The following is a 26897-nucleotide window of genomic DNA, read 5'->3' on the forward strand; positions in this document are numbered from 1 at the left end:
ACTTGTGGATTCATTCGGAGGCTACGCCCGGATTTCCGGAAAGTAAACAGATTCGGGCGTGATGCGGACACAATCAGGCTTCTGTGGAGATACTGGGCTGGATACGCGCAGCGGAAAGGGCCCGGCACCTGGTGCCGGGCCCCGCTCCACCGCTCTTGGTCGGTTCTGCTCGCTCAGCCGACGAGCACCTTCCCCCGCTCCTCCCCGGCCCCGGCCTCCGCCGCGTCCGGCCCGTCCGGCCCGTCCGCCACCACGCCCCGCGCCGGCAGCGCGAACATCACCAGGAAGATCACGCCCATCAGCCCGGCCACCCACCCCAGCGCGTTCTGGAAGGCGTCCACGAACGCCGGCCCCACCTCGCTCGGCGCGAGCCGGTCCCCCATCGCCCCGAAGAACACCACCGACACCAGCCCGAGCCCGAGCGCATAACCCACCTGCTGCACGGTGTTGATCAGCCCGGACGCCGACCCGGCGTGCTCCTTCGGCACCTCCGAGAGCACCGCGTCCGTCAGCGGGGCGACGATCAGGCCCATGCCGGCACCCATGACGACCAGCGGGAGCGCCATCTGCCAGGAGGCGATGGCCAGGCCGTAGCGGCCGGACTCCCAGATGTAGATCAGTACGCCGAGGCCCATCACCAGGGCGCCCGCCTGGAGCACCTTGCGGCCGAAGTGCGGGACCAGTTTCTGGACGGACATCCCGGCCGCCACCGACACCGCGATCGAGAAGGGCACGCCGGTCAGCCCGGCCCGCAGGGCGCTCCAGCCGAGCCCGATCTGCATGTACAGCGTCCACACCAGGAAGAAGATGCCCAGGCCGACCCCGAAGACGGTCTGCACGGCGATGCCCGCGGCGAAGCTCTTCACCCTGAACAGCGACAGCTCGACCAGCGGCGAACCGTCGATCCGCGTCTTGCGCTTCTCGTACGCCACCAGCGCGCCGAAGACACCGAGCGAGCCCGCCATCGACAGATACCCCCACAGCGGCCAGCCCAGCTCGCTCCCGCGGATCAGCGGGTAGAGCAGCATCAGCAGGCCCAGGGTCACGAGGGCGACGCCGACGAGGTCCAGCTTCATGGCCCGCGGGGCCTTCGACTCCGTGATGAAACGGTGGCCCAGGATCAGTCCCGCGATGCCGACCGGCAGGTTGATCAGGAAGATCGGCCGCCAGCCGAGGCCGAACAGGTCCCACTCCGTCAGCAGCGCGCCCAGCAGCGGACCGGTCACCGCGCCCAGGCCGACGATCGCGCCGAAGAGGCCGAACACCTTGCCGCGCTCGTGCGCCGGGAAGGTCGCGTGGACGATCGACAGGACCTGCGGCACCATCATCGCCGCCATACCGCCCTGGAGGATGCGGGAGGCGACCAGCATCTCCGGGTTCACGGCGAAGCCGCAGAGGGCGGAGGCGAGGGTGAAGCCGCCGATACCGACGAGGAACAGCCGCTTGCGGCCGTGGATGTCGCCGAGCCGTCCGCCGGTGACGAGGCCGGCGGCGAAGGCGAGCGCGTAGCCGGCCGTGATCCACTGGATCTGGCTGAAGGAGGCACCGGCCTCGCGCTGGATGGACGGGATCGCGACGTTGACGATCGTGACGTCGACGAGGTCCATGAAGGCCGCGGTCATCACGATGGCGAGGGCGAACCAGCGTCGCCGGTCCGGCACGACAGCGAGGCCGGGCGGTGTTTCGGTGGAGGTCATGTGTTCAACCTAGAACCCCATTAGGTCAGATCATGTCCTAGTGGTGCGGCATCCTCGAACCCATGACGACGGACACACCGGCCCGGCTCCTTCAGCTCCTCTCACTCCTCCAGACGCCCCGCGAGTGGCCGGGCAGCGAGCTCTCCGACCGGCTCGGGGTGTCCCGGCGCACCGTGCGGCGGGACATCGACCGGCTGCGTGAACTCGGTTATCCCGTGCAGGCGACCAAGGGTTCCGACGGCGGGTACCGGCTCGTCGCGGGCAAGGCGATGCCCCCACTGGTGCTCGACGACGAGGAGGCGGTGGCGATCGCCGTCGGGCTGCGGGCGGGCGCCGGGCACGCGGTCGAAGGGCTGGACGAGGCCTCCGTACGGGCGCTGGCCAAGCTGGAGCAGGTCCTGCCGTCCCGACTGCGCCGCCGCGTGTCCACCCTCCAGGCCGCGACCACTCCGCTGACCAGCGGAGACGGTGCGGTCATCGCGCCCGAGACACTGACCGTGATGGCATCGGCGGTGGCCGGTCAGGAGCGGCTGCGGTTCGCCTACCGTGCCAAGGACGGCACCCCCACCAAGCGCCTGACCGAGCCCTTCCGGCTCGTGTCGACCGGCCGCCGCTGGTATCTCGTCGCCTACGACCTCGACCGCGCCGACTGGCGCACCTTCCGCGTCGACCGGGTCAGCGACCCGGTGGCGACGGGCGCCCGCTTCACCCCGCGCGAGCTGCCGACGGGCGACGCGGCGGAGTATCTGCGCCGCTCGATGTACGTACGGCAGGAGGCCTACGTGTTCGAGGCGACGTTCGCCGCCCCGGCCGCGTATGTCGCCGCCCGCATCCCGGTCTGGATCGGCACCCCCGAACCCGTCGACGAGCGCAGCTGCCGCATCCGTTCCTCGGTCAGCGACCCGGTGGAGTGGCTGGCGGTGCGGCTCGCGTCGGCCGACTGCGAGTTCACGGTCCGGGAACCGGCCGAACTGGTCGAGCGGGTGAGGGATCTGGGGGCCCGGATGACCCGGGCGGCGGGCAGCTGACCGGCAGCCCATGGGAACTCGTGCCTCAGGAGCTCGCGCCGCTCCACGGGAAGTCCCGCAGTGTCCCCAGGTTGCGCACCGCCAGTGCCGCCGGGCCGGTCGGACCGTCCGCCGGGGCGTCCCCGGCCGACCAGGACTCGAAAGCGACGCGTACGGCGGCACTGGCGACGGCGGCGGTGAAGCGCGTCTCGGGCGAGCCGGCCGGACCCAGGCCCCGGGAGGCCAGCGCCTGGGCCAGCGCACGTTCCGACGTGAGGCACCGCTCCGCCCACACCCGCAGCAGACCGGGGCTCTCCTCTGCCAGCCTGAGCAGGGTGCGGGCCCGGTCCAGGGCGCCCAGCGACACCCCGGCGCCGGGCGTCAGCACCTGCCGTGCCCCGTGCTCCAGGGCCTGCGGTACGGACAGCGCGGCCGGGGCCTCGCGCACCGCCTTGGCCCAGCGCTCCGTGCCCGCGCCGAACAGGGGGCCGATGGCCTCTTCCTTGGTGGCGAAGTAGCGGTAGAAGGTGCGCGGAGCGACTCCGGCGGCCTGGGCGATGTCCTCGGCGCGGGTTGCCCGCAGCCCGTGCGTCACGAAGAGCCGCCCCGCCACCAGGGCGATCTCCATCCGGGTCTCGTGCTTTCGCCGTTCGGTGAGGGAGCTTGGGTGGGACACGGACGTCACGTTATGCCGCTGTGGCACAATCTGCCATTCGGCGGGCCACCCCGGGGTTCAGGTACGGGGTGCCCCGCCCTTGGACCGACTGTCGGGCACCTCAAGCGATCCACCAGGCAGCAGAGAGCGCAAAAGAGAGCCGGGCCCCGGCACCTGGGGGGGGTAGGTGCCGAAGCCCGGCTCGGGGAGAGCCCCGACGCTGGGGGGGGTTGCGTCGGGACTCGGCTCAGGGGGTCCGAGGCGTCACCGCCCGGACCCGAGTCCTGGGCCCTGAGGTCTTGTGCCCCGGACCCGGTGGTTTGAAGCAGCCTTGCACCGCTGTCTTTGCGCGGCCTTCCGCCACCCCGCGCACGCGACCACCAACAGTCGTACGCCTCCCGGCGCGCGAAGCCCCCGAATGCGCCCCCTGAGGGGTGCGGGGAACTACGCCACCGCGTCGAACCCGGTGTCCCGGGCCAGCTTCTTCAGCTCCATCAGCGCGTGCTTCTCGATCTGCCGGATCCGCTCACGGGTCAGCCCGTGCTCCTTGCCGACCTCCGTCAGCGTCCGCTCCCGGCCGTCGACGATGCCGTACCGCATCTTGATGATGGAGGCCGTGCGCTGGTCGAGGCGTCCGATCAGGTCGTCCAGTTCCTCGCTGCGCAGCAGGGTCAGCACGGACTGCTCGGGCGACACCGCCGACGTGTCCTCCAGGAGGTCGCCGAACTGGGTCTCACCCTCGTCGTCCACCGGCATGTTCAGCGAGACCGGGTCGCGGGCCCAGTCCAGGACGTCGACCACGCGCGCCGCGTTCGTGTCCAGTTCGGCGGCGATCTCCGCGGGTTCCGGGTCACGCCCGTGCTTGCGGTTGAACTCGCGCTGCACGCGACGGATCCGGCCCAGCTCCTCCACCAGGTGGACGGGGAGGCGGATCGTGCGCGACTGGTCGGCTATGGAACGGGTGATGGCCTGCCGGATCCACCAGGTGGCGTACGTCGAGAACTTGAAGCCCTTGCGGTAGTCGAACTTCTCGACCGCGCGCACCAGGCCGGCGTTGCCCTCCTGGATCAGGTCGAGAAGGGGCAGGCCGCTGCGGGGGTAGCGGCGCGCCACGGCGACGACCAGCCGCAGGTTGGAGCGGATGAAGACGTCCTTGGCCCGCTCGCTGTCGGCGACGAGCGCCTCCAGCTCCGGGGCGGTGGCTTCGGCGTCGGCCTCTGTCTCGCCGTCGAGGATCTGACGCGCGAACACACCGGCCTCGATGGTCTGCGACAGCTCGACCTCCTTCGCGGCGTCGAGCAGCGGGGTCCGGGCTATCTCGTCCAAGTACATGCCGACCAGGTCGCGGTCGGCGATCTCGCCGCCATGGGCGCGAACACTGCGTGCGCCGCCGACGGTCCCGCCGGTGGCGGACGACGTACGACGGGCGACGGCACGGGTTGCCATGCTTGCTCCCTTGCGATGGTGGGCCAGCGGGTGGTCCTGGGTATCTCTGTTGATTACTGAACGCTCAGCACACTCCTCGCGTGCCCAGCTTCTGAACAAAACAACGACTGGAATCAGGACAGAATTCCCAACCCGTCCCCATGTTTTTCTGATCTTGCAGTATCCTGCGCCGCCACAGAGGAGGTCCAATGTCGCCGGAACGCACAAAAGTGCAGGTCAGGCCGGGTGTCGAGGATGATCTCGTCGCCCTCACCGATCTCTACAACCACTACGTGCGGGAGACACCCACCACTTTCGACATCAAAATCTTCACACCTCAGGAGCGTCGCCCTTGGCTGCTCTCCTACCCTGAAGACGGCCCGCACCGCCTGATGGTTGCCACAGATGTGGACTCACAGCGGATTCTGGGGTATGCCACATCCGGCCCCTTCCGCGCGAAGCCGGCCTACGGCACCACCGTCGAGGTCACCGTCTATCTCGCCCCGGACGCGGGCGGGCGCGGTGTCGGCACCCTGCTCTACGAGGCTCTCTTCGAGGCCCTGTCCGGCGAGGACGTGCATCGCGCTCTGGCGGGGGTCGTGCCACCGAACGAAGCGTCCGTGCGGCTGCACGAACGCTTCGGGTTCCGGTACGTCGGCACGTACCGCGAGGTGGGCCGCAAGTTCGGCCGTTACTGGGATGTGGCCTGGTACGAGAAGGAGCTCTGATGCCCCTTCCCGCACCCGATCCGGTGGCCCTTCCGGCCGCCGGGCACCTGCCCGAAGGGGCAGACCGCCGGCCCGCAGGGGTCAGCCGAACTGGACCGACCGCTTGGCCATTCCCAGCCAGAAGCCGTCGATGACCGACTTCTGGGAGTCCAGCTCGCCGGCCAGGTCGGCGGCGCCCATCGTCACGAAGAGCGGGGCGAAGTGCTCGGTGCGCGGGTGGGCGTACCGGCCCGCGGGAGCCTTGTTCAGGAAGTCCAGCAGGCCGTCCACGTCGCGTGTCTCCAGCGCACGACGGCCCCAGTCGTCGAACTCGCTCGACCAGGTGGGCACTCCGGGGCCCGAGTGCCGCAGGGCGGCCAGATTGTGGGTGAAGAAGCCGGATCCGACGATCAGCACGCCCTCGTCACGCAGTGGGGCGAGTTTGCGGCCGATGTCCATCAGTTTCACCGGGTCGAGGGTCGGCATCGAGATCTGGAGGACAGGAATGTCCGCCTCGGGGAACATCTCCACCAGCGGGACGTACGCGCCGTGGTCGAGACCGCGGTCCGGGACGTCCTGGACGGGCATACCGGGGGCCCGCAGCAGCTTGCGTACGGACTCGGCGAGTTCGGGGGCGCCCGGGGCGGCGTACTCGACCTGGTAGTAGTGCTCGGGGAAGCCCCAGAAGTCGTAGACGAGGGGGATCGTTTCGATGGCACCGAGGGCGAGCGGGGCCTCTTCCCAGTGTGCGGAGACCATCAGGATCGCCTTGGGGCGGGGCAGGTCGGCCGACCAGGCGGCGAGTTCGCCGGGCCAGATCGGGTCGTCCGCCAGCGGAGGGGCGCCGTGACTGATGTAGAGCGCGGGCATGCGCTCCTGGATGTCGGCGGACATGTCGACTGCTCCCTTCCCGGGACCTTTACCGTTCCCACTTCAAGTCTGCATCTTGAAGTCTCAAGCTTCTCGCATACTGAACATACATCGTTTTGGTTTAAAATTCAAGGACGGGGAACGTAGAGTGGAGTACATGAATACGGCATCTACATCTGACGAGGAGCCCCGCTGGCTCACCGACGAGGAGCAGCGCACGTGGCGCGCCTACATGCACGCAGTCACCCTTCTCGAGGACCATCTCGACCGCCAGCTCCAGCGTGACGCGGGCATGCCGCACGTCTACTACGGCCTGCTGGTCGGCCTCGGCGAACAGGCGGACGGACGGCTGCGCATGACCGAGCTGGCGATGAAGGCCAAGATCACCCGCTCCCGTCTCTCGCACGCCATCGCCCGGCTGGAGAAGAACGGCTGGGTGCGCCGCGAGGACTGTCCCTCGGACAAGCGCGGCCAGTTCGCGGTCCTGACCGACCAGGGCCAGGAGGTGCTCCGGCGCACCGCGCCCGGCCATGTGAGCGCCGTACGGCAGGCCCTGTTCGACCGGATCAGCGACGAGCAGCGCAAGACACTCCACGACGTCATGGACATCGTTGCCCAGGGCCTCCAGCCGAAGGACGCGAACGCGGATCTGCCCTGGCTCCGTTGAGCGGAACCAGGGCAGATCCTGGGGTCGTACGTCACGAGGTGTCCCCACCCCGCGTGACGTACGCAGTGGCCCGAAGGGTACGACGGGGACGGCGGCCGGGGTCAGTGGGCGACCACCGGAACCTTCAGCTCCTCCTCGGCGCCCTCACCGCTGACCGAACTCATGTCCGGGGCACCGGCGGTGATGAAGGTGAACGCGATGGCCGAGGCGGCGACCAGGATGCCGACGGCGAACCAGATGGCGCTGGTGTAGCCCTCGACCATGGCTTCGAGCTGGACCAGCTGCTGCTGGGAGCGGGAGGTCGCGTTGCCGATGTGGTCGGCGAGGTACGACGTGGTGGCGGAGGCGGCGATCGTGTTCAGCAGGGCCGTACCGATCGCGCCGCCCACCTGCTGCGAGGTGTTGACCATCGCGGAGGCGACACCGGAGTCACGCGGCTCGACGCCCAGCGTGGCCAGGGACATGGCCGGCATGAACGCCGTACCCATGCCGAGGCCGAGCAGGAGCATGGCCGGCAGGAGCAGGGCCGCGTACGAGGAGCCGATCTCCATCTGGGTCAGCAGCAGCATGCCGAGCGCGGCGACCAGGAAGCCGGGGCCCATCAGCAGCCGCGCCGGGACGCGGGTCATCAGTCGGGCACCGATCTGGGTGGAGCCCGTGATCATGCCCGCGATCATCGGCAGGAAGGCGAAGCCGGTCTTGACCGGCGTGTAGCCCTTCACGATCTGCAGGTAGTAGGTCAGGAAGAGGAACAGGCCGAACATCGAGATGATCGCGAGGCCGAGCGAGAGGTAGACACCGGCGCGGTTGCGTTCGGTGATGACACGCAGGGGCAGCAGCGGGGCCTTGACCTTGGACTCGACGAACACGAAGGTCGCGAGGAGGACTGCCGAGGCGACGAACAGGCCGATCGTCAGGGAGTCGCTCCAGCCCTCGGACTCGGCCCGCGTGAAGCCGTAGACGAGGGAGACCAGACCGAGGGTGGACAGGACGACACCCGGGATGTCGAGCGGCGAGCGGTTGCGGCTGCCGGACGGCTCACGGATGACGAAGTACGCACCGAGGGCGGCGACGATCGCGAACGGGATGTTCACGAAGAACGTCCAGCGCCAGTTCAGGTACTCGGTGAGGAAGCCGCCGAGGATCAGGCCCACGGCGCCACCGCCACCGGCGATCGCACCGTAGATGCCGAACGCCTTGGCGCGTTCCTTGGCGTCGGTGAACATCACGGCGAGCAGGGAGAGCGCGGCGGGCGCCAGCAGCGCGCCGAAGGCACCCTGCAGTGCGCGGGAGCCGAGCAGCATCGCCTCGTTCGTCGCGGCGCCGCCCAGGGCGGAGGCCGCGGCGAAGCCGATCAGACCGGTGACGAAGGTGTTCTTGCGGCCCCAGATGTCGGCGATCCGGCCGCCGAAGAGCAGCAGTCCGCCGAAGGCCAGGGCGTAGGCCGTGATGACCCACTGGCGGTTGCCGTCCGATATCCCCAGGTCCTGCTGGGCGGAGGGAAGCGCGATGTTCACGATGGTCGCGTCGAGCACGACCATCAGCTGGGCGAGCGCGATAAAGGTGAGCGCTTTCCAGCGGTTGGAGTCGGGAGCCGACGCCTTGGCGGCGACAGCCTGGGCTGTTTCGGACATGGAGATACCCACTTCGGGACTTCGTGAGGAAAAAGGACGTGAAAGGGATCAGTACGTCGACGTTGACGACTGGAAGCTTGGCGTGAGGGGCGACTCGGGTGATGCGCTGGACTAATCGGTCAGGAGCCGCGCAGGTCCTCCATCGTCACGGTCGTGCCGGGCAGTACGGAGGGCGCCGGGGACCGCAGCCCGTCCAGGAAGATCTGCAGGTGCCGGTGCACGAAGCCGTCGATGTTTGTGCACGCCGTGCCCGCCGGAGGGCGGCTGAGCTGGGACACGACGACCATCACGTCGCCCACGCCCACGTCGGTGCGGAGCCGGCCGGCCGCCTTGGCGCGGTCCATGATCTCCCCGGTGAGCTGTTCGACCCGCTCCCGCGCGGCCTCCAGGTCCGGGTGGTGCTGGTCGAAGGTGCTGGACATCATCGGGCAGAGCGCGCCGATCCGCTCGTCGGCGGTGACGTGCACGAAGCGCTCCAGCGCCGCGAAGGCGTCGCCGGTCTCGGCGAGCGCCAGCTCCGCCGCCTCGGACGTACGGTCCATGACCGAGCAGACGACCTCCCGCACGAGGGCCTCCCGGTCCGGGAAGTTGCGGTACACCGTGGCATTGCCGACCCCGGCCCGGCGGGCGATCTCGTCGATCGGCACCTCGGCGCCGAACTCGACGAACATCTCGCGGGCGGCGGTGACGATCCGCTCCCGGTTGCGCAGGGCGTCGGCGCGGGGCCGGGTCACCTTCTGCACGGGGATCGCGGTCTGCACGGCGTACTCCTTCATGAATGGTGTTCGTGAACGTTGTTCGTGAACCCTGTGTTGCGATCCGGGGAAACAGTCCCCGTTTCGCTCGGACACATGGCTAAACGGGGAATCGGTCCCCGGTTATTTCCCGGATCGGAAGAGATTCCATGTGACCTGGGTCACATGCGCTTCGGCGAGAAACCCACGATCGGTCTCCTCCAGCGCGCGCCCGCGCCGACCTCGACACAGGGTGATCAAAAGGGTGCAGTCCGAGACCGGCGGCTGCCGTGGCGCGAGGGGTCCGTGCATGCAGCAGCCGTCCAGCCGTCGTCGGATACGCCCGCCGGGTCCCCTGCGCCCCCGCCGGGCAGCGGCCCTGGTGTCCGTGGCCGCGCTGACCCTCGCGGTCAGCACCTCGGCCGGCACCGGGCACCTCACCAGGGGGTCCACGACGGCCGCGGGCTCCGTCGCGCTGGCCCGCACCTCCCCGATCGGCCCCTGCGCGATCCGGGGCGGCCTCGGCGTCCAGATGTCCGAGGGACTGCCCACCCCGGCCGGCTACTCCCGCTCCACCGGCACCGTCCGCGCGCTGAACCTGATGGTCGACTTCTCCGACGCCCCCGGCCAGGGCAGCGCCCTCGACCGGCTCTCGGAGTTCTTCCCGCAGACCCGGGACTGGTTCACCACCAGTTCGTACGGCCGCCTCGACTACCGCCCCGAGGCCCCCATCGCCGGCTGGCTGCGGATGCCCCGGACCTTCCGCTCGTACGGCATAGAGCGCGGCGCGCCCTTCGACCCCGGCTACCGCAGACTCGTCCACGACATCGTGGCCGCCGCCGACCCGACGGTCGACTTCCGCTCGTACGACCTGCTGAACGTGCTGGTCACCCCGAACGCGGGCCCCTCCGCCCTGGACACCGTCCTGTCCGTCACCTTCGCCGGGAACAGGGAGGCGCCGGTCGCGGACGGGGTGCCCGTCGCCAACGCGTCCTTCGTCTACTCCCGGCAGGACGACGGCTCCGGTTCGTACGACACCACGGGCTACCGCGTCCTCCCGCACGAGAACGGCCATGTGTTCGGGCTGCCCGACCTGTACACGCAGGCCGGCGGGGGCGCGGTCGGCCACTGGGACATCATGAGCGAGGACTGGGGGGCCAACAACGACCTGCTCGGCTGGCACAAGTGGAAGCTCGGCTGGCTGGACCCCTCGCAGGTCGGCTGCGCGGTGACGGCCGGGACGACGGAGTACATCCTCACCCCGCTGGCCCGTCCCGGCGGCGCGAAACTGGTCTTCGTCCCGGTCAACTCCCGTACGGGGTACGCCCTTGAGCTGCGTACGCGCGAGGGCAACGACGAGACGGTGTGCCGGCCGGGCGTGCTGATCTACCGGGTCGACGCGAACGTCGACACCGGCCGCGGCCCGGTCACGGTGTACGACTCCCACCGGGGCAGCGGCGGCTGCACGCGCAGCCCGAACGTCCACGCGGAGCTCTCCGACGCGCCCTTCGCACCCGGCGAGACCTTCAAGGACCCGAGGCGCGGCATCCAGATCGCCGTGACGAGCGCGGACCTCGACGGGAACTACCGGGTGACGATCACCCGGCGGTGAGCCGGGAGCAGGTCGGGGGTGCCGGGCGTACGCCTCAGGGGTCTCCGTGCGGGCATTACGGTGTGCCCATGGTTGCCCCCGCCACGAATGTCCCACCGGTCCTGGACGGTCCCGTGCCCACCGAGGCCGTCGCCCCGCTGATGCGCGGGATCGCCGTGCTGCGGCGACTGACCGAGGCGGGCGGGACGCTGAGCCTGAGCGGTCTTGAGCGCGCGACCGGCCTGGCCCGTTCCACGGTGGACCGGATCACGGCGACGCTCGCCCGCATGGGGTACGTCCGTCTCGACGGCCGGGACGCGGTTCTCACCCCTCGGCTGATGGAACTCGGCAACGCCTATCTGGCTGCCCTCCGGTTGCCCGCCCTTCTCGACGCGCACGCGGACGCCCTCGCCGACGAGCTGGACGAGTCGGTGTCGCTCGCGGTCGGCGACCGGGACGGCATCCGGTTCATCCACCAGGCCACCCGCCGCCGCGCGATGTCCCTCAGCTTCCGCATCGGCGACCTGCTCCCCGCCGAACGCACCGCCCCCGGCCCGCTGTTCGCCACCGAGTGGACGGCCGCCGACTGGGACCACTGGCGCGAACGCCGGTCGGCGGACCCGGGCGACCACGGCTTCCCCGCCGTTCCGCCCCGCCCCTCCGACTCGGGCGCCGTCTCGGGCGCCGACTTCGAGGCGTCCGTCGAGCGGGCCCGCGTCGCCGGCTGGGCACTGGACGACCAGCTGATCGAGCCGGGGCTGGTCGCCGTCTCCGTACCCGTACGGGACCCCCGTACGGGCCGGGTGGCCTGTGTCGCGAGCGTCGTCAGCCACACGAGCCGCCGTACGGCGACCGATCTGCGCGACGACCTGCTGCCGCGCCTTCGCGCGACGGTGGCCGCGATGGAGGCCGAGCTGCGGGTGCGCCCGCCGGCCGGGACACCGGCGCCCCCCTCCGGCCTGGCCGCCTGGACCGGAGCCTCGAAGCAGGAACTGGGCCGGGAGTTCGTCGAGTCCCTGGCCAGGGGCCTCACCGTCCTGACGGCCTTCGGCGAGTCCCGCGCCGAGCTGACCCTGACCGAGGTCGCGCGGGCCACGGGCCTGGCGAGGGCGACCGCACGCCGGTCCCTGATCACCTACGAGCACCTGGGGTACGTCGAGGCCCACGGCCGCACCTTCACCCTCACCCCCCGGGTCCTGTCCCTGGGCTTCCCGCCCCTCTCCCACACCTCCCTGCCCGAGATCGCCGCCCCTTACCTGGCCGAACTCGCGGGGCGCGTCGAGGAGTCGGCGTCACTGGCGGTCCTGTCGGGGGATGCGGGGGCGGGTTCCGGGGCGGATTCCGGGGCGGGTTCCGGGGCGGATTCGAGGGCGGGTTCGGGGGCGGAGATCCAGTACACGGCGAGGGTGGCGACGAGGCGCATCATGAGCGCCAACATCACCGTCGGGACGCGGCTTCCGGCGTACCCGACCTCGATGGGCCGGGTACTGCTGGCCGACATACCGGAGGCGGAGCGACCGGTGCGGGACCTGGCCCCGCTCACTCCGCACACCGTGACGGACCCGGTGGCCTTCGCACGGGTGCTGGCGGAGGTGCGGGAGCAGGGATACGCCCTGGTGAGCGAGGAGTTGGAGGAGGGACTGCGGTCGATCGCGGTCCCGGTGCGGGACCGTACGGGACGGGTCGTCGCGGCGGTGAACGTCGCGATGCACACGACCCGGCGTACGGCGGAGCAGTGTGTGTCGGAGGTACTGCCGGAGCTGTACGGGACCGCTTCGCGGATCGAGGGGGAACTGCGGACGGCGGGAAGGTTCACCCGGGTGCCGTTGGCGTAGCCGCCCCTCCCGTTGCCCCCGCTCGTTCACTCATTTAGTCTCTATCTACATACATGGACAGCATCCACATACGCAGTCTGCGCGCAAGGATTTCGATGACCATGAGTACGCGTACGAGTACCGGCACGAGCCCGCCGACCGTCACCTCCTTCTCCGTCTATCCGGTCGCGGGCCGGGACAGCATGGAGCTGAATCTCTCCGGCGCCCACGGCCCCTGGTTCACGCGCAACATCGTGATCCTCACCGACTCGGAGGGCCGTACGGGACTCGGTGAGGTCCCGGGCGGCGAGCAGATCACGCGGACGCTGCGCGACGCCGAGTCCCTGGTCGTCGGGGCGAAGGTGGGCGACTACAAGCGCGTCCTGGCGGAGATCGGGGCCCGGTTCGCCGACCGCGACTCGGGCGGACGCGGCGCCCAGACCTTCGACCTGCGCACCACCGTGCACGCGGTGACGGCCGTCGAGTCGGCCCTCCTCGACCTCCTCGGCCAGCACCTGGACGTACCGGTCGCAGCCTTGCTCGGCGACGGCCAACAGCGTGATTCCGTACGGGTGTTGGGCTATCTCTTCTACGTCGGCGACCCGGACCGGACCGACCTGGACTACGTCCGCGAGCCGGACTCGGACGTCGACTGGTACCGCGTCCGGCACGAGGAAGCCCTGACCCCGGAGGCGATCGTCCGCCAGGCCGAGGCCACCCACGCCCGCTACGGCTTCCGCGACTTCAAGCTCAAGGGCGGTGTCCTGGAGGGCGCGGAGGAGGTCAAGGCCGTACGGGCGCTGAAGGACCGCTTCCCGGAAGCCCGGATCACCCTCGACCCGAACGGCGCGTGGTCGCTGCGCGAGGCGATCGAGCTGTGCACACCCCTGAACGGCACGCTGGCCTACGCCGAGGACCCCTGCGGCGCGGAGGACGGCTACTCCGGGCGCGAGATCCTCGCCGAGTTCCGCCGGGCGACCGGCCTGCCCACGGCGACCAACATGATCGCCACGGACTGGCGGCAACTGACCCACGCCCTGGCCCTCCAGTCGGTCTCCATCCCGCTGGCCGACCCGCACTTCTGGACCATGCAGGGCTCGGTACGCGTGGCCCAGCTGTGCAACGCGATGGGCCTGACCTGGGGCTGCCACTCCAACAACCACTTCGACATCTCCCTGGCCATGGTCACCCACTGCGGCGCGGCGGCCCCCGGCGAGTACAACGCCCTCGACACCCACTGGATCTGGCAGGAGGGCCTGGAACGCCTCACGGTCGCTCCACCGCAGATCGTCGGCGGCGAGATCGCGGTGCCGGACGCGCCGGGGCTGGGCGTCCAGGTGGACATGGAGCGGGTGCTCGCGGCACATGAGCTGTACCGGGAGAAGGCACTGGGGGCGCGGGACGACGCACTCGGGATGCGGTATCTGGTACCGGGGTGGGAGTTCGACGGGAAACGGCCCTGCCTGGTCCGGTAGGGACACGGCCCCGGTGGGAGGTCAGGGGGCCGCGAGCTGCTGGCGCCCCCGACGAGAACCTCACCGGGCTCTCCCTCCGGCCGTCGGCGGCGGCTCCGGCCCGAGGCGGGTTCAGCCCTTGAGCGTGAAGGTGAAGTCGCCGGAGAGCCTACCGCCCAGCCGGACTGCCGAGACGAGACTCCCCTCCGCGACCAGTCTCTCGACCTCGGACCGCGAAAGACCGCACCCTTCAGCGATCAGCCGCACCGGCCGGACAGGGATCCGCGCCGCGAAGCGGACCGAGACGTCGAGCACCTCGCGGTCCGCGCGGTCCAGTCGGTCCGGGTGGCCCGGTCCGCCGGTGTCGAGGCACCAGGCGCCGTCCCAGTCGAGGGCGATGCGATTACGGCGCCTTACGACCGGATCCTGGAGCAACTCAGCTGCTAGGCCGGGGTCGTTGTCATGCAGCCGGTCCAGCAGCTCAGGTCGTACGGAGCGCACGTTCATCCGCTCCAGGACCGTGAGCTTCGCGGTGTCCCCGCACGCCGTACAGAGCACGAGGAGCCAGGCGTCGATGAGCTTGTGGTGGGCGTTGACGCGGAATTTGCCGCTTGCCCGGAAGCGCTCCGACGCGCACACGTGACAACGGCGGAGAACGAGAGGCAGGCAGGTGGGCGTGACCACCCAGTTTTCGAGCACAGAAGTACACCGGTTCCAGTGAGAAGTCCGCAGCAAAAAGCAGCACGGCGCACATACGCGACGCGCGACGAATCAGCACTCGGGAGGTCTCACACGGTGTACAACGGCACGTCCTTGCCCAGACGACTTGGTCCGGCAGCACGGTAACGGCGCACAGCGGCGCCGCTCCACTGGTTTTCACGCGGTCCCGGGGCCGGGACCTGCACTGGGACTATGACTTCGGGTACGGCTGTCCGCGCGCGGGCGCGGTTGGGCTCCGTCCCGGTCGGAGTGTTCGCCGTCAGGACGCTCGGTACCACCGTCGCCGCGACCGGTGACGCAGTCACAGAGGACGTGCACGTGATCGACAGTGCTCTACCAGTGGGCCAGGTCGAACACTTTTGAGCAGTACGGGTCCACGGCGTCCGAAGGGTTGTACCGCAACTGGTCGTCGGCGACGAGAGAGGGCAGGGCCGCGGCCAGGCCCGTGACACCCACGGCCACGGTTCCTGCCTCGTCGCGAAGTGACACGTCGAGGCCGACCACGTCGACCAGCCCCTCGCCGGTCATGTAGAGACGCGCGCTGTACCGGTCGAGGAGAAGAAAGCCGAGCAGACACAGCTCCCCGGCGGATTCGCACCCTCCGGACGGGGCGATTCCCGCGGCTGCCCCGTGGAGGGCGTCCGTGAGGTCGAACTCCGGGCCGTCCTCCAGGAGCAGCCCGATGTTCTCCGCGGCCACGACGGGGATGCCGTGCCCGTCACGGTCGTGCCCCGCTCCCGACGCTGTCCGTTGAGCGCCGGGCGCCTGCCACCCGCGCACTGCCTGCCGCAGAGCAGCAGCCAGATCGCAAACAGGGATGTTGTCACCGTGACGGTCGAGCAGAGGCAGGTCGTACGCCACCGAGGTCCCGAGGTCGTGGCCGTCCCAGACGACCACCCTCCCCACGCCTCGCCCGTCCGGGCCCGGAAGCACGCCCCGGACGACAGAGCCGTCCCCCAGGGATGCCGCCGTGAATCGGAGCATGTCCCGCACGAGAGCGGCTTGCAGCCGCGCCAGCCCTTCCTTCTCCCACCGCTGCACGGGCGCGGGCTCCTGACTGCCGCCGGGGAGTGGAGATGTCATGTCCCGTCCCCCACATCGGACACTTGTTGCGCGTAACCCGCTCACGGTACTCGGCGATCGTTCCGTGGCTGTGGCTGTGGCGTTGGTTGTGGCGGTAGTTGTGGCGAGGTCGTGGTCTTGGTGCTGCACCGGGGCGATCACCTGGATCCGGGTCAGAGGCCCTCTGACCCGCCGTTCCGCTCCGCAGCCCCCTATACGGCGGACACTCGTAGGCGCACATCCGCTAAGGTTTCCTATTAGCCCCGCCTTCGTCGCCTTCGTGGGCCTTGCGGAAAATTACTAAGCCGCAGGTCAGGGGCTCGTCTCGATTGACCCTGGGAACGCTCCTCATTGATTTCGGGAACGCGTGGGGCGTCTTCGCAGGTCAGGCCTGTTGCTCTGGGGCACTGGGAAATACGTCTTCTCGGTCGGCTCCTGTTCCGTGTGATGGCTCGGACGGGACGGCCACTCGATGCCCCCGCTTACGACTTGGCCGTCCCACGCTGCCATGACGTCTTCTACCTGATGGTGCTGCTCGGGCGGCTCACTCGGTGTTGCCGCCAGGTCGGATCGGCGAAGGCACGTCCCCCGTCCCGCGAGCCAGTTGCCCGGAGCGTGCGGGTCGTCACCGGTGTACAGGTCGATGGTGGCCTGCCGGAACTCGTCCCGGCCGATGGCCCCGTCGCCGTCCTGGTCGGTCCGGCCGAAGGCCTCCTGCGCGGCGTCCGGGGGCAGATGGAAGCCGCCCATCATCCGGGCGAACTCCTTCTGGTCCAACTGCCCGTCGCCGTCGAGATCGAAGATCGCGTCGGAGGTGGCACTCACTCCGCGGACGATGACGTCCGGGTGCAGTTCCACGGCGTCGACGAACTCCACGAGGTTCAGCCGGCCGTCGCCGTCGGTGTCCGTCTGCGCCAGCTCTCACCAAACGTTCCGCAGTGCGGTCTCGGCGAGCCGAGCCTGGCTGGGGCGCGTCCGCTGCCCGGCCGATCGCCGCGGCCATTCTGGCGACGGCGAGTACGTAGTCGGGCTCGTCGACGTAGCCGTCGCTGTCCGGGTCGAGCCGACTGAACCGGAGTTCGAGCTTGGCTCGCTGAAGATCGGTCAGCATTCCCGGTCGTGTTCCCCTGAACGTGGTTGATCGGGATGCCCTGACGGGCATGCCGCTGATGTGGCCGCGCGGTCAGGCTGAGCGGGTGATGACTGCTGAACGAGGATGTTCGGTGAGGTCGCGCACAGCACCTCTGCGGTGAGAAAGGGATCAGTCATGTTCCCAGGCTCGGCGGCGCCTCACCCGTGCGCGAGTTGACCGTGCCAATGGAGTGCTGCCGCGCGCTCCACCAGCGAGCGGGCGGCGCTGTGCCTGTGATAGGGGTTCAGACGGCGGAGCATCCGCTCGGCTCGCAGCAGGACCTGGCGGGACGCTATCTGCGGAGCCTCATGGAGAAAGCTCTCCCAGTGCGCGCAGGCCATGTCCAACTCGCCGCCGGCGCAGTGGAGTTCCGCCGCACGGGCCCGTGCCAGGGCCCGGCCCCGGCTGGGTGCCGGGCCACGGCCGTTCAGGGCCGCGTGAAGGGCGGTCACGGCCCCGGTCCGGTCACCGAGGGCCGCCAGCGTCTCGGCCTTCTGGTAGGCGAAGGCGGAGGGAGAGTACGTGGTGAAGGGCTCTGCCGTGGCGTCGGACGACCATGCCCGCAGTACGTGGCGCTCCGCGCGTGACAGTGTGTGGACGGCGCCCCGCCGGTCCCCGCTCCAGGCCCTGACCACTGACAGTTGCGCCAGCAGGAAGGCCCGTACTGCCGCCGGGCCCTGGTACTCGGCGGCGGACTCGGCCAGGTTCCGGGCGAGTCCGAGATGGCCGAGGCGCAGTGCCTGCACGCTCAGCGCCCGCAGGCCGAGCGCACGGGTGACGGGATCGCCCGCACGGTCGGCCAGCCGCACGGCGATGTGGTGGTAGCGCTGGGCGAGTCCCTCGGAGCCGGCGTCGGCGTGCATCTGGGCGAGGACATGAGTCAGCCTGGCCGTCGCGACGGCCAGCGCGGGAAACGCGGCCGTGTCCGCGGCATCGCCCAGCCAGGCCGAGGCGTGTTCCGAAAGCAGGACGGCGACGGAAGTCCGGCCCACCGCCCCACCGAGAGCGTCCATGTCGCGGAAGGACGCGTGGGCGAGGCTCTGGAGGAAGCCCGTACGGGCCGACCAATCGGTTTCCCTGGCCGCTCTGTCCGGGCCAACCAGGATGATGTCCGGGCCGGACGGGCTGGGCACGGAGGCGCCCACATCGTGAGGCAGACCGCGCAGGGACGCACGCATCGTCAGGTCACTCTCGGCGCCGGACAGGTCGCAGAGCAGGGCGACCGGGTCGCTGGCCGCAGTGGCCCGGTGAGGGTCCGTCGGCGGCCCGAACCCCGCAGCGAACGCCGACACGGGCCGGCCGAGGCGATCGCTCAGCGCCCCGAGGATCAGTTGCCTGGCCGGGTGACGGGGCAACGACCCGGCAAGCCAGCGCGCCACCGTCGCCCGGCTGTAGGTCGAGGGCATGCCGCGCAGGGTGGCCAGCCGGTTGACGGACCGGGCCAGCACCTCGTGGGTCCAGCCCGCCTCTGCGAGCAGGGCCCGTAGCCGGAGATTGGGTCCGCGTGAGGTACCGGGACCGTGTGGGGCGAAGGGCGTCGTGTCGTCGGCGTGAAAAGGGGCCCGGTGTTGTGGGACGGGGGCAGGAGCAGAGTCCTCAGCCACTTTGTGCGTTCCTTCACAAGCTGTCGGCATGTGCAGCAGGCATGGAGCTGTGAGGCGGTTCCCTGAAAAGTATCTTGTGGACTCTCATGGACACACAGGGTCCAGGTGTCCGGGCGGCGCGTGAAAGGGCGCACGGGCGCCTGGATGAACTAATGAGCAAAAAAGAGCGTCGGGGAGGCGGTCTGCATGACGATGTCCACGCAGCACGAGAGGAAGCCCTGGTCTGCCAGGACACGCGAGACGCGTGACGTACTCGACTGGCGTCGGCTGCACGCGCTGGAGGCGCTGTGGAACCCCGGCACGCTTGCGCTACTGGACCGGCTGGGCATCGGACCGGGCTGGCGATGTCTGGAGGCCGGTGCGGGCATCGGGTCGGTGGCGCACTGGCTGGCCGACCGGTGCCCGCGCGGCCTGGTCGTGGCGACCGACATCGATGTCCGTTATATGTCGGGGGAGCCCCGTCCCAATCTCGACTTCCTGTTCCACGATCTCGTCGACGGAGCGGACTTCCCGGAGGCGCACTTCGACCTGATCCACTGCCGGGCGGTGCTCGCCCATGTCCCGGAACGGGAACACGTCCTCGAGCGGGCGGTCCGCTGGCTTCGGCCCGGTGGCTGGCTGGTGGTGGAGGAACCCGCGCTGTTCCCCGTCGACTCCTCACCCCACCCGCTCTTCAGGACCTGCGTGGAGGCGCACGCCCGTCTCATGGAGGAGTCGATCGGAACCGATCTCCGCTGGGCGCGCACCCTGCCCGCGGCACTGGGCAGGGCGGGGCTCCACTGCGCCGGGATGACCGCGCAGGCCGTCGCCGTCGGCGACGGAGGACCGGGCGATGAGTTCTGGCAGGTGAGCTTCGAGCAGTTGGGCCCCGCGATGGTGGACGCCGGAATGGTGGACACCGCCGACCTGGAGCAGGTGCGCGCCTCGCTCGACGGCTCCGAGATCCACGACCTCTCCTGGGCACTGGTGGCGGCATGGGCCCGCACGGTGTAGCCGACCGGCTCGCCGGCGCCCAACGAGATGTGCTGGAGCGGACGCTGTACCGCATGTGGGCATCGGCGGACGGCCCCGGACTTCCCGTCGAGGCCGGTCCCCTCGTACAGGCCCTGATCTGCCTGCGCCGCATGGGGCACGACGTCTATCGGCCGGCCGCCCATCGCACACTGCTGGGTGCCGAGTCCCCGTTCCTCTCCCCGAACCTGGCTGCCCAGGTCAGTTACGTGGCATTCCCGGTCGGCAGCCGGGTCCAGGTTCTCGGCGCGACCGGGAGCGGGGTCGTCGTCGCCTGGTTCGTGGGCTACAGTCCCGGGGATTCCTGCCCGGCACCCTGGTACGCAGTCTGTGACGCCCGGCTGACGCGCTGCCGGGCCCACGGCGCCGACGAGATCGAGGCCATGGCGATCTGCTGAACCATGCCACGGTCAGGGCTCGGGCCAGCCTGTGGCGGTGAGTCCTGCGGGGCCGTGCGGATCGCGTTCCATGACGTTGCGGGCCGGCCCGCTCAGCGTCTCGGGTAGTGCGCGCAACGGCCACCAGCGCACCGCCGCACACTTGGCCGGCTCCCGATTGCGGGCCTGCCCCACGGCCTGCCGGGCGAACAGGAACAGGTGGAGCCGGACTCTCCCGTCGCCTTCGTAGCGCTCGTGCAGGACGTGCAGGAGTGTCAGGGACTCCACCCGCAGGCCGGTTTCCTCAGCGGTCTCGCGCACAGCTGCGGTCCGTACGCTCTCCCCCGGCTCCAGGCGCCCCGCCGGCGGATGCCAGAAGCCGTCCCACCAGCCGGTGTCCCGCCGCAGCAGGAGAAGGACATGCGCGTCGCGGATGACGAACACGTGCAGGCCGACGGCGGCCAGCGGCGCACCCGGACTGTCGGTCCCCGCAGATGGCACGGCGTCCCCCGTCTCCGCTCTCTCCACGCTGGTTCCCCTCTCCCCATTACCTTCTTGGTGGCCCCGCAACGGGGCGCCCGGCCTCCGGAGTTGGCATGACTTTCTCCCTGTCGATCGCATGTCTTGGATCGGCGCCCTGCCGCTCGCGGTGGCCAGGGACATGGGCTGCCAGGTCGCCTATCTGCCCGGGCTGACGATGCGGCGCATCGCCGACCTCTATCCCGGCGAGGCCAAGACCGATGCCCGCGACGCCTTCGCCATCGCGGACGCGGCCCGCGTCATGCCGCACACGCTCCGCTCCGTCGACCTCCAGGACGAGACCATCGCCGAGCTGGAGATGACCGTCGGCTTCGACGACGACCTCGCCGGCGAAGCAACCCGCGTCTCCAACCGGCTGCGCGGCCTGCTCACGCAGATCCACCCGCGCCTGGAGCGTGTCCTGGGCCCACGCATCCAGCACCCGGCCGTGCTCACCCTGCTCGAGCGGTTCGGATCCCCGGCCCAGATCCGCAAGGCCGGACGCCGACGGCTGGTGACCCTGCTGCGGCCGAAGGCCCCGCGGATGGCCGAGCGACTGGTCGATGACATCTTCACCGCCCTGGACGAGCAGACCGTCGTCGTCCCGGGAACAGATGCGGCCGCACTGATCGTCCCGAGCCTGGCCATCTCGCTGACCACCGTCCTCGACCAGCGGAAACTGCTCGCCGGACGGATCCAGGAACTGCTGGAGGCCCACCCTCTTTCGAAGGTCCTGACGTCGATGCCGGGCATCGGCGTCAGGACCGGAGCCAGGATCCTCATCGACGTCGGCGACGGCAGCAGTTTCCCCTCCGCCCCTCACCTCGCCGCCTATGCCGGTCTCGCCCCTGCGACCCGCAGTTCGGGGTCGTCGATCCGTGGCGAGCAACCCTCCCGGCGGGGAAACAAGCAGCTCAAACGGGCCTTCTTCCTGTCCGCTTTCGCCGCTCTGGCCGACCCGGCATCCCACACCTACTACGACAAGAAGATCGCCCAGGGCAAACACCACACCCAAGCCCTCCTCTGCCTCGCAAGACGCCGAGCCGACGTCCTCTTCGCGATGCTCCGCGACGGCACCTTCTACGATCCCCAACCCGCCCCTGCGGGTTGACGAAACCCATAGGGGCACCCTCCCCCACACCCGCCACGGACAGCGCACAGATGCGCCCGCTGACGGGAGGGGGACGGCTGACTCAGTGCACACTTCGTACCCGGCGTGATGCGGCAGGACCTGGGCGCGTCGCGCTGTCAGGAGCAATTGGGGAGCCCGCAGCTGATCCGCTGACCGGCGCCGACCCGCGCAACGCGTCCAAGGCCGCTTCCCCTTCTTTGCCAGCATGACCAAACCCGGCGACCTTTTTCAGGAGCTCGTTGGTCTGCTGCCGTCCACATCGGCTGAACTCATCACGCACTGCCGCAACCGGTGTCAGACAGCGCGAGGCTCTCACCCGATCAGGCAGATCTGCGGGGGCCAGAGCACACGGTCTGCCATGAGGAGCGACGGTCCCAGGTGCACCGGGCAGACGAGCAGCGCGGAGTGGTCGTGCCTGACGATCTCGAACCGGGCGACGTCCGGACAGCTCATGCCAGGGTCTTCCTGACGGCCGCCGTACGGGCCCTGGCACGGCACGCCCCGATCGGAAGAGGACGGACGGCCAGTGGGGGGAGAGTGGTTCATGGTGATGCCTCGCTGATGGTGGGGGCAGCACGCCGGGCGCCGGATGGGGGGCGTGGGCGTGGTCCGGGTGACGCGGCCTTGCACGGGACGGCGTGGTTGGTGCTTGCACCGGTGACGTCCGTGGCCCTCCGTTCCGCCGGTGCACAGTTCAGGCAATGTGTCTTTACCGCCGAGAAAGCGCATTCATGCCCTCAATACCTCCCATTTTTCGCTCCTCGGGCGGAGCTGGAGACGATGACGAACGGCAAGGGAGCACCGTGATCCTGCGTTCCGCCCAGGATCGGATTGTGGTACGCCGACGGAATGCCGAGCCGCGTCGACTTGATGCCCAGGGCCACAGCGGCATCCTCGATGCGGACCAGGCCCTCGTCGAGGCCGGAGATCACGACCTGCCGGGGGCCGTTGTCCACGGCGATCGTGAGCGTCTGGTCGTCGGCCGCTGCGCACAGGGCGCGCACCCGGTCCACCGGGGCCTCCAGAGCGACCATGCCGCTGCCTGGCAGGCCGCTGGAGTCGACCGCCTTGGTGCGCAGACACAGCACTTGGGCCGCGTCATGGACCGTCATCGCGCCGGCCACCACCAGGGCGCTGACCTCGCCGCCCGAGTGGCCGACCAGGATGTCGCGGGGTGTGCCGGCTTCGGCCAGTACGTCCGCGAGCACCAGGGACGTGGCGAAGAAACCCAGCCACAGATGGCCCTCGTACTGCTCGACCGTGCCGTCGCGGGCCTCCAGGAGCAGCGGCGAGAGGGTCTATCAGGATTCATGACACTCCCCCCTCCGGAGTCCGCGCGTCGGGTCCGCTACTAGAGATAGTCGCCCCGCAAATGCCCAGGAGTCCGATCGGCTCCTGCGCGGGCACCAGTGGGATATCGGCCGACCGCGGGCGATCCGGGTGGCGAGTGAGAGGCGCCGCGGTCGGAGAGCGGCGGTGAACCACCGGGCACCGGTGGGATCGGCGTGGTCCAGACGGCCTCCGGCAGGCCCGCCGGATCAGCGGGGCTCAACGCGGAAGTCGAAGGCGGCCGTGCCCGGGGCGAGGGTGGTGGCGCCGGCGTCGACGGTCAGGGGGGCGCCGTTGACGAAGGACGCGGCTTCGATCTCGTCGGCTCCGTGGGCGCGGCATACACGCCACAGGGGTGCGGCAACGACGTACCAGACTGCGGGGTATGGGCTGTCGTTGTCCTGCCCGATGAGGGTGTGCGTGATGATCCCGGTGTGGGCTTCGCCCAGCACCCACACCGGTGTGCCTGTCGGGAAGGCCATCCGCCGGGCTGCCTCTGCGGTGCGTGCGACCAGCAAGTGCCGCTCCTGGGCCGCGCTCCGGGTGTGGTCTCGTGCGTCGTATTGCGTGCGGTTGGTTCGTCGCATGTAGACCAGCGCGTTCGCTATCGCTGTGCCGGCAAGCGAGTTGAGCTGGGTGGTGTCAGCTCGGTGCCACAGAAGGAACAGCTGCCGCTGGAGGGCGGGCAAGTGGGCTCGGTCCAAGGATCGCTGCGCGTGGGCCTCGTCCGTGACGCTGTTTGCGGATCGATCGGCGGCACGGCTGGGCTCTGCCCTCACAGCGGCCATCTCCGGCCTCCCTACGGTGTGGCGGGTTTGGGTGGTTTAGCGTGTATGCCTTACTCGTTGGTGGTCGTGATGAGGTAGTAGCAGGTGTTGCTGAGCGAGTAGGACCCGTCGCCGCGGCGGTAGGGTGCGATCGACTGGGTGATGGTGTCGGTGACCTGGGTCCGTCCCGAGTGGTTGATCGCTTGCGCTGCCGGCCCGGTGGACAGCAGGCCGCGTAGCGCGGTGCTCAGGTCGGGGTACTCCCAGGGGCAGTGCACCTTCCGCCACGGCGAGGTGGGACCGGCCGTGGCCATGAGGGCTCTGAACGCGCCGAGGTCGGTGGGGTCGAGTGAGGTTTGTGGGCCCCGCGGTTTTTGCGGCATCAGTGAGCCGAGGTCGAGCAGGTAGGTGATGGCGTCGCATTCGGAGGGCGGGCCCCACGTCGCGACCACGATGCTGCCTCCGGGATGAGTGACCCGCTTGGCCTCCGTGATGGTGCGTGCGGGGTTGCGGGCGAAGTGGAGGCTGTTGAAAGCGGTCACGACGCTGAAGCGGTGGTCGGGGAAGGGGAGGTGCTGCATGTCGCCGACACGGAATGTACTGGTGGGGTTTCGTCTCTGGGCGATCTCGATCAGTGCGGCGGAGGCGTCCAGTCCGCTGACGTTCGCGCCCAGCGCGCTGGCCATGCCGGCGAAGTCACCGGCGCCGCAGCCGAGGTCCAGCACAGTCCGCCCCTGCCAGGCGCCGAGTTCGCCGAGGACGGTGCCGGAGAGCGGCCGGATGGTCGGCTGCTGGACCTCGGCCCAGTCCAGGGCGCGTGCTCCCCAGAGTGCGCCCTCCAGTTCTGCACCGTTCATCGTGGCTCCGTCCGTGAGTCTCAACGGCTCTCATCCGCCGGCGATCGCGGTGAAGAACTCAATTCGGTCGTCCTGGGACAGCGGCATGGTGCCGGGGGGCCGGATGATCAGTTCGTTGTTGAGCAGTACGCGGTGGGCCTGACGGAGCTGTCCGGTGTTGTCCAGCAGGACTCGTTTCATGTGCGGGAACTTCGACGTGAGCTCAGTGAGCGCGGCGCTGAGGGTGGTGGCTGTTATCGGCACCGTGCGCTGGTTGTCGGCCAGCCGCAGCATCATGCCGTTGAATTCGAAGGTCATGGACTTGTCTCCGTTCGTTTCGTGTCACGCGGCCTGTACATGGGGCGGGCTGCGGTCCTGAGGCACCGGTGGCCGGTGGATCACCGGCGTGTGCTTCCGGACGTAAGTCCCGTGCGCCGGCCGGTCGCCGTGTCGGCGGTACGCGGATTCGGTGTGCCGGCTGCGCTCGATCTGACGAGTTGTGTGTGGTCGTGGTCTTCTGCTGCGGTCGGGCTGAGCCTGTCGGACCAACGCGCCATCGCCTGTGGATTCTCCGGCTCCTGGGCGATCTCGTGGGCCGAGTGCTGCCCACGGGGGATGTAGGGATCCAGGGCTCCTGGGCGGGAGGGTGCCGCTCGCCGCCTGGGGTTTGTCCTCGCGGCACCGGATACGGCTACGCGGGCAGCTTGCCCGCTCGTGCCACTACTCCCGCACCCAGGTTGACTTCGAGGATGTCCTGGGTCCCCGCTAGGAGGGAGAGTCCGGAGAAGTCGCGCATGTACCTTCCCATGTGCGGGGTGCCGTAGAAGGCGTGGCCGCCCAGTAGACCCAGCGCCCGCTCGAGTACGAACCGGACCTGCTCCACAGCGAAGTACTTGGCGGCTGCAACCACCGGATCGAATACCAGCTCCGCGCGGCCGGCCGCGACGCGGCCAAGAGCGTGGTAGAGCACGGCCCGAGCCGATTCGACCGCCACATACATACGCCCGAGGGACGCTTCCACGTTCTTCAGGTCGGCGACGGATTCGCCGTAGCGCTCACTTGCGGCCAACCGTGTCGCGCAGTCCTCCAGGACCGCCTGGGCACGGCCGAGCGGCGCGCAGGCGGTCCACAGCCGCTGGTAGCCGAGGAAGCGCTGAGCGTGCGTCAGCCCGTCCGTCGCCACAAGGATCCGGCCGGCCGGCAGCGGAACATCCTCGAAGGTGACCGCGGCCGCGCCCGCCGTCCGCATGGCCACGGGCTCGGCAGCCGTCACGCTCACGCCGGGATCATCCCGCTGCACCATGCAGGCCTGCATGTCCCCGGCTTCGTCCAGCGCATAGGTGAGGAAGAACTCGCTGATCAGCGCACCGGTCACATAGGTCTTGTGGCCGGACAGAACGTAGTCATCGCCTTTGCGGCGGAGCACCGTGCGGAACGAGAAGGCGTCCGCATCCTCTGTATACGCGATCCCCGCACCGCAGCGGCCCTGGGCAACCGGGATCACATACGCCTCGATCAGATCGGAACGGCCCGACTCACACACGAGCTGCGCGATATCGATCTGATGATTGATGATCAGGGGAAACGCGGAATCCGCACAAAGATAGCCCACCTGCTCAAGCACCATGCCCCAGGTCAGGGCATCGGCGCCCTCCCCGCCCACCTCTCGTGGCAGCGACAGCGCCAGCAGTCCCGTCGAGCCCGCCCGGGCGATCAGCTCCAGTGGCGCCGGCAGTCGCGCTTCATCCCGTGCGACCGCCGTGCTGCCGATCTCGGCCAGCAGATCCCCCCAGCGCTCACCGACGAACCCGACCACCTCGGCCCGACGATCCATGACATCGACCACGTTTCATACCTCCCTCGGTGCACGCACGCCGTACGCCCACCTGGATTCCCGCATCCATCAGAACCTGCCGGTCCACCAGCGGACGAAGAGCACACCAGGGCTGCCTTTCGCCTGCCGAACCCCGCCGCACCACGCCTGCTGGAAGATCCACTGCTGCTCGTTCAGCCCCCTCACCGGGTTGGTGCCGCTCGCACCGCCTCAGGACCGCCCGGCCCGGATCGGCTCGGGGGTGCGCCGCGGCAGCCGTCGGACCGCGGCGCCGTGGCCCGGGGCAGACGTGACCTGAACTGGCCCCACCGCACCGCGC

At 69.7% G+C, this 26897-nt stretch carries 25 protein-coding genes and 1 pseudogene; 9 read left to right on the forward strand and 17 right to left on the reverse strand.

The features are described from left to right. Nucleotides 1–173: 173 nt before the first annotated feature. Nucleotides 174–1697: an MFS transporter gene (locus G3I71_RS11110; RefSeq protein ID WP_164313822.1), complete on the reverse strand. Its 1524-nt coding sequence runs from the start codon at nucleotides 1695–1697 to the stop codon at nucleotides 174–176. 62 nt (nucleotides 1698–1759) lie between these two features. Here G3I71_RS11110 and G3I71_RS11115 point away from each other — a divergent pair, with 62 nt between their 5' ends. Further along, nucleotides 1760–2725: a YafY family protein gene (locus G3I71_RS11115; protein WP_164313823.1), complete on the forward strand. Its 966-nt coding sequence runs from the start codon at nucleotides 1760–1762 to the stop codon at nucleotides 2723–2725. 25 nt (nucleotides 2726–2750) lie between these two features. Here G3I71_RS11115 and G3I71_RS11120 read toward each other — a convergent pair whose 3' ends face one another. Beyond that, the gene (locus tag G3I71_RS11120; protein ID WP_164313998.1) at nucleotides 2751–3332 is read right to left on the reverse strand and encodes a TetR/AcrR family transcriptional regulator; all 582 of its coding nucleotides are present in this window, start codon (nucleotides 3330–3332) and stop codon (nucleotides 2751–2753) included. A gap of 471 nt (nucleotides 3333–3803) precedes the next feature. Further along, nucleotides 3804–4805: an RNA polymerase sigma factor RpoD/SigA gene (locus G3I71_RS11125; RefSeq protein WP_164313824.1), complete on the reverse strand. Its 1002-nt coding sequence runs from the start codon at nucleotides 4803–4805 to the stop codon at nucleotides 3804–3806. A gap of 188 nt (nucleotides 4806–4993) precedes the next feature. Between G3I71_RS11125 and G3I71_RS11130 the strand changes: the two genes are divergently transcribed. Then, nucleotides 4994–5512: a GNAT family N-acetyltransferase gene (locus tag G3I71_RS11130; RefSeq protein WP_164313825.1), complete on the forward strand. Its 519-nt coding sequence runs from the start codon at nucleotides 4994–4996 to the stop codon at nucleotides 5510–5512. A gap of 81 nt (nucleotides 5513–5593) precedes the next feature. On the opposite strand, the gene G3I71_RS11135 is transcribed toward G3I71_RS11130, so the two are convergent. Continuing rightward, entirely contained in the window at nucleotides 5594–6385 is a 792-nt protein-coding gene (locus G3I71_RS11135) for a dioxygenase (RefSeq protein WP_164313826.1), read from the reverse strand. A 133-nt stretch (nucleotides 6386–6518) separates the two neighbouring features. On the opposite strand from G3I71_RS11135, the gene G3I71_RS11140 reads away from it, so the two are divergent. Next, nucleotides 6519–7028, forward strand: coding sequence for a MarR family winged helix-turn-helix transcriptional regulator (locus G3I71_RS11140; protein ID WP_164313827.1), 510 nt, complete (start codon nucleotides 6519–6521; stop codon nucleotides 7026–7028). A gap of 101 nt (nucleotides 7029–7129) precedes the next feature. On the opposite strand, the gene G3I71_RS11145 is transcribed toward G3I71_RS11140, so the two are convergent. Further along, nucleotides 7130–8662, reverse strand: coding sequence for an MFS transporter (locus G3I71_RS11145; protein ID WP_164313828.1), 1533 nt, complete (start codon nucleotides 8660–8662; stop codon nucleotides 7130–7132). A 119-nt stretch (nucleotides 8663–8781) separates the two neighbouring features. Further along, a complete protein-coding gene (locus tag G3I71_RS11150; RefSeq protein ID WP_343242919.1) occupies nucleotides 8782–9423 on the reverse strand; it encodes a TetR/AcrR family transcriptional regulator in 642 nt (213 codons plus the stop codon). Nucleotides 9424–9706: 283 nt separating this feature from the next. Between G3I71_RS11150 and G3I71_RS11155 the strand changes: the two genes are divergently transcribed. The 3 genes from G3I71_RS11155 (at nucleotide 9707) to G3I71_RS11165 (ending at nucleotide 14276) form a co-directional block, all read left to right on the forward strand. Beyond that, nucleotides 9707–11008, forward strand: coding sequence for a M6 family metalloprotease domain-containing protein (locus tag G3I71_RS11155; RefSeq protein WP_164313830.1), 1302 nt, complete (start codon nucleotides 9707–9709; stop codon nucleotides 11006–11008). Between the two features lie 68 nt (nucleotides 11009–11076). After that, nucleotides 11077–12822 carry an IclR family transcriptional regulator C-terminal domain-containing protein gene (locus G3I71_RS11160; RefSeq protein ID WP_164313831.1) on the forward strand — a complete coding sequence of 582 codons (1746 nt, stop codon included), beginning with the start codon at nucleotides 11077–11079 and terminating at the stop codon, nucleotides 12820–12822. Between the two features lie 101 nt (nucleotides 12823–12923). Beyond that, nucleotides 12924–14276 carry an enolase C-terminal domain-like protein gene (locus tag G3I71_RS11165; protein ID WP_164313832.1) on the forward strand — a complete coding sequence of 451 codons (1353 nt, stop codon included), beginning with the start codon at nucleotides 12924–12926 and terminating at the stop codon, nucleotides 14274–14276. Between the two features lie 111 nt (nucleotides 14277–14387). Here the strand turns inward: G3I71_RS11165 and G3I71_RS11170 are convergent, their stop codons facing one another. The 4 genes from G3I71_RS11170 to G3I71_RS11185 all read right to left on the reverse strand — a co-directional run bounded on the left by G3I71_RS11170 (nucleotide 14388) and on the right by G3I71_RS11185 (nucleotide 18773). Continuing rightward, a complete protein-coding gene (locus G3I71_RS11170) occupies nucleotides 14388–14954 on the reverse strand; it encodes a DUF1062 domain-containing protein (RefSeq protein ID WP_164313833.1) in 567 nt (188 codons plus the stop codon). 354 nt (nucleotides 14955–15308) lie between these two features. Next, nucleotides 15309–16058 (reverse strand): hypothetical protein, encoded by a 750-nt coding sequence (locus tag G3I71_RS11175; RefSeq protein WP_164313834.1) that lies wholly within the window; start codon nucleotides 16056–16058, stop codon nucleotides 15309–15311. Nucleotides 16059–16385: 327 nt separating this feature from the next. After that, nucleotides 16386–16913, reverse strand: a complete 528-nt coding sequence (locus G3I71_RS11180; protein WP_164313835.1) for an EF-hand domain-containing protein — start codon at nucleotides 16911–16913, stop codon at nucleotides 16386–16388. A gap of 414 nt (nucleotides 16914–17327) precedes the next feature. After that, nucleotides 17328–18773, reverse strand: a complete 1446-nt coding sequence (locus G3I71_RS11185) for a hypothetical protein (RefSeq protein ID WP_164313836.1) — start codon at nucleotides 18771–18773, stop codon at nucleotides 17328–17330. Nucleotides 18774–18959: 186 nt separating this feature from the next. Here G3I71_RS11185 and G3I71_RS11190 point away from each other — a divergent pair, with 186 nt between their 5' ends. Both G3I71_RS11190 and G3I71_RS11195 read left to right on the forward strand, forming a co-directional pair. Beyond that, entirely contained in the window at nucleotides 18960–19766 is an 807-nt protein-coding gene (locus G3I71_RS11190; RefSeq protein ID WP_164313837.1) for a bifunctional 2-polyprenyl-6-hydroxyphenol methylase/3-demethylubiquinol 3-O-methyltransferase UbiG, read from the forward strand. Further along, nucleotides 19748–20182: a hypothetical protein gene (locus tag G3I71_RS11195; RefSeq protein ID WP_164313838.1), complete on the forward strand. Its 435-nt coding sequence runs from the start codon at nucleotides 19748–19750 to the stop codon at nucleotides 20180–20182. Before G3I71_RS11190 ends, G3I71_RS11195 begins: the two co-directional genes overlap by 19 nt. Before the next feature lie 12 nt (nucleotides 20183–20194). Here the strand turns inward: G3I71_RS11195 and G3I71_RS11200 are convergent, their stop codons facing one another. Then, entirely contained in the window at nucleotides 20195–20689 is a 495-nt protein-coding gene (locus tag G3I71_RS11200; protein ID WP_343242920.1) for an NUDIX domain-containing protein, read from the reverse strand. Between the two features lie 82 nt (nucleotides 20690–20771). Here G3I71_RS11200 and G3I71_RS11205 point away from each other — a divergent pair. After that, a pseudogene (locus tag G3I71_RS11205) lies at nucleotides 20772–21791 on the forward strand (IS110 family transposase); the annotation flags it as partial. Nucleotides 21792–22124: 333 nt separating this feature from the next. Here G3I71_RS11205 and G3I71_RS51015 read toward each other — a convergent pair. From G3I71_RS51015 to G3I71_RS11235, 6 genes are all read right to left on the reverse strand, one after another. Further along, nucleotides 22125–22265, reverse strand: coding sequence for a hypothetical protein (locus G3I71_RS51015; protein ID WP_239149082.1), 141 nt, complete (start codon nucleotides 22263–22265; stop codon nucleotides 22125–22127). A 284-nt stretch (nucleotides 22266–22549) separates the two neighbouring features. Then, nucleotides 22550–23098, reverse strand: a complete 549-nt coding sequence (locus tag G3I71_RS11215) for an acyltransferase domain-containing protein (RefSeq protein WP_164313999.1) — start codon at nucleotides 23096–23098, stop codon at nucleotides 22550–22552. Between the two features lie 252 nt (nucleotides 23099–23350). Then, nucleotides 23351–23830, reverse strand: a complete 480-nt coding sequence (locus G3I71_RS52265) for a hypothetical protein (RefSeq protein ID WP_275409193.1) — start codon at nucleotides 23828–23830, stop codon at nucleotides 23351–23353. 149 nt (nucleotides 23831–23979) lie between these two features. Continuing rightward, entirely contained in the window at nucleotides 23980–24765 is a 786-nt protein-coding gene (locus G3I71_RS11225) for a class I SAM-dependent methyltransferase (RefSeq protein WP_164313841.1), read from the reverse strand. 30 nt (nucleotides 24766–24795) lie between these two features. Continuing rightward, nucleotides 24796–25062, reverse strand: coding sequence for a MoaD/ThiS family protein (locus G3I71_RS11230; RefSeq protein WP_164313842.1), 267 nt, complete (start codon nucleotides 25060–25062; stop codon nucleotides 24796–24798). A 373-nt stretch (nucleotides 25063–25435) separates the two neighbouring features. Continuing rightward, nucleotides 25436–26590 (reverse strand): acyl-CoA dehydrogenase family protein, encoded by a 1155-nt coding sequence (locus tag G3I71_RS11235; protein ID WP_164313843.1) that lies wholly within the window; start codon nucleotides 26588–26590, stop codon nucleotides 25436–25438. Nucleotides 26591–26897 lie beyond the last annotated feature (307 nt).

Origin of the sequence: Streptomyces sp. SID12501 (assembly GCF_010550245.1) — a bacterium.
Lineage (GTDB): Bacteria > Actinomycetota > Actinomycetes > Streptomycetales > Streptomycetaceae > Streptomyces.

Coding starts and splice junctions, on each gene's coding strand:
- G3I71_RS11110 (WP_164313822.1), bottom strand. CDS start 1,697: ATGACCTCCACCGAAACACCGCCCGGCCTCGCTGTCGTGCCGGACCGG.
- G3I71_RS11115 (WP_164313823.1), top strand. CDS start 1,760: ATGACGACGGACACACCGGCCCGGCTCCTTCAGCTCCTCTCACTCCTC.
- G3I71_RS11120 (WP_164313998.1), bottom strand. CDS start 3,332: ATGGAGATCGCCCTGGTGGCGGGGCGGCTCTTCGTGACGCACGGGCTG.
- G3I71_RS11125 (WP_164313824.1), bottom strand. CDS start 4,805: ATGGCAACCCGTGCCGTCGCCCGTCGTACGTCGTCCGCCACCGGCGGG.
- G3I71_RS11130 (WP_164313825.1), top strand. CDS start 4,994: ATGTCGCCGGAACGCACAAAAGTGCAGGTCAGGCCGGGTGTCGAGGAT.
- G3I71_RS11135 (WP_164313826.1), bottom strand. CDS start 6,385: ATGTCCGCCGACATCCAGGAGCGCATGCCCGCGCTCTACATCAGTCAC.
- G3I71_RS11140 (WP_164313827.1), top strand. CDS start 6,519: ATGAATACGGCATCTACATCTGACGAGGAGCCCCGCTGGCTCACCGAC.
- G3I71_RS11145 (WP_164313828.1), bottom strand. CDS start 8,662: ATGTCCGAAACAGCCCAGGCTGTCGCCGCCAAGGCGTCGGCTCCCGAC.
- G3I71_RS11155 (WP_164313830.1), top strand. CDS start 9,707: ATGCAGCAGCCGTCCAGCCGTCGTCGGATACGCCCGCCGGGTCCCCTG.
- G3I71_RS11160 (WP_164313831.1), top strand. CDS start 11,077: ATGGTTGCCCCCGCCACGAATGTCCCACCGGTCCTGGACGGTCCCGTG.
- G3I71_RS11165 (WP_164313832.1), top strand. CDS start 12,924: ATGAGTACGCGTACGAGTACCGGCACGAGCCCGCCGACCGTCACCTCC.
- G3I71_RS11175 (WP_164313834.1), bottom strand. CDS start 16,058: ATGACATCTCCACTCCCCGGCGGCAGTCAGGAGCCCGCGCCCGTGCAG.
- G3I71_RS11190 (WP_164313837.1), top strand. CDS start 18,960: ATGACGATGTCCACGCAGCACGAGAGGAAGCCCTGGTCTGCCAGGACA.
- G3I71_RS11195 (WP_164313838.1), top strand. CDS start 19,748: ATGGGCCCGCACGGTGTAGCCGACCGGCTCGCCGGCGCCCAACGAGAT.
- G3I71_RS51015 (WP_239149082.1), bottom strand. CDS start 22,265: ATGAGCTGTCCGGACGTCGCCCGGTTCGAGATCGTCAGGCACGACCAC.
- G3I71_RS11225 (WP_164313841.1), bottom strand. CDS start 24,765: ATGAACGGTGCAGAACTGGAGGGCGCACTCTGGGGAGCACGCGCCCTG.
- G3I71_RS11230 (WP_164313842.1), bottom strand. CDS start 25,062: ATGACCTTCGAATTCAACGGCATGATGCTGCGGCTGGCCGACAACCAG.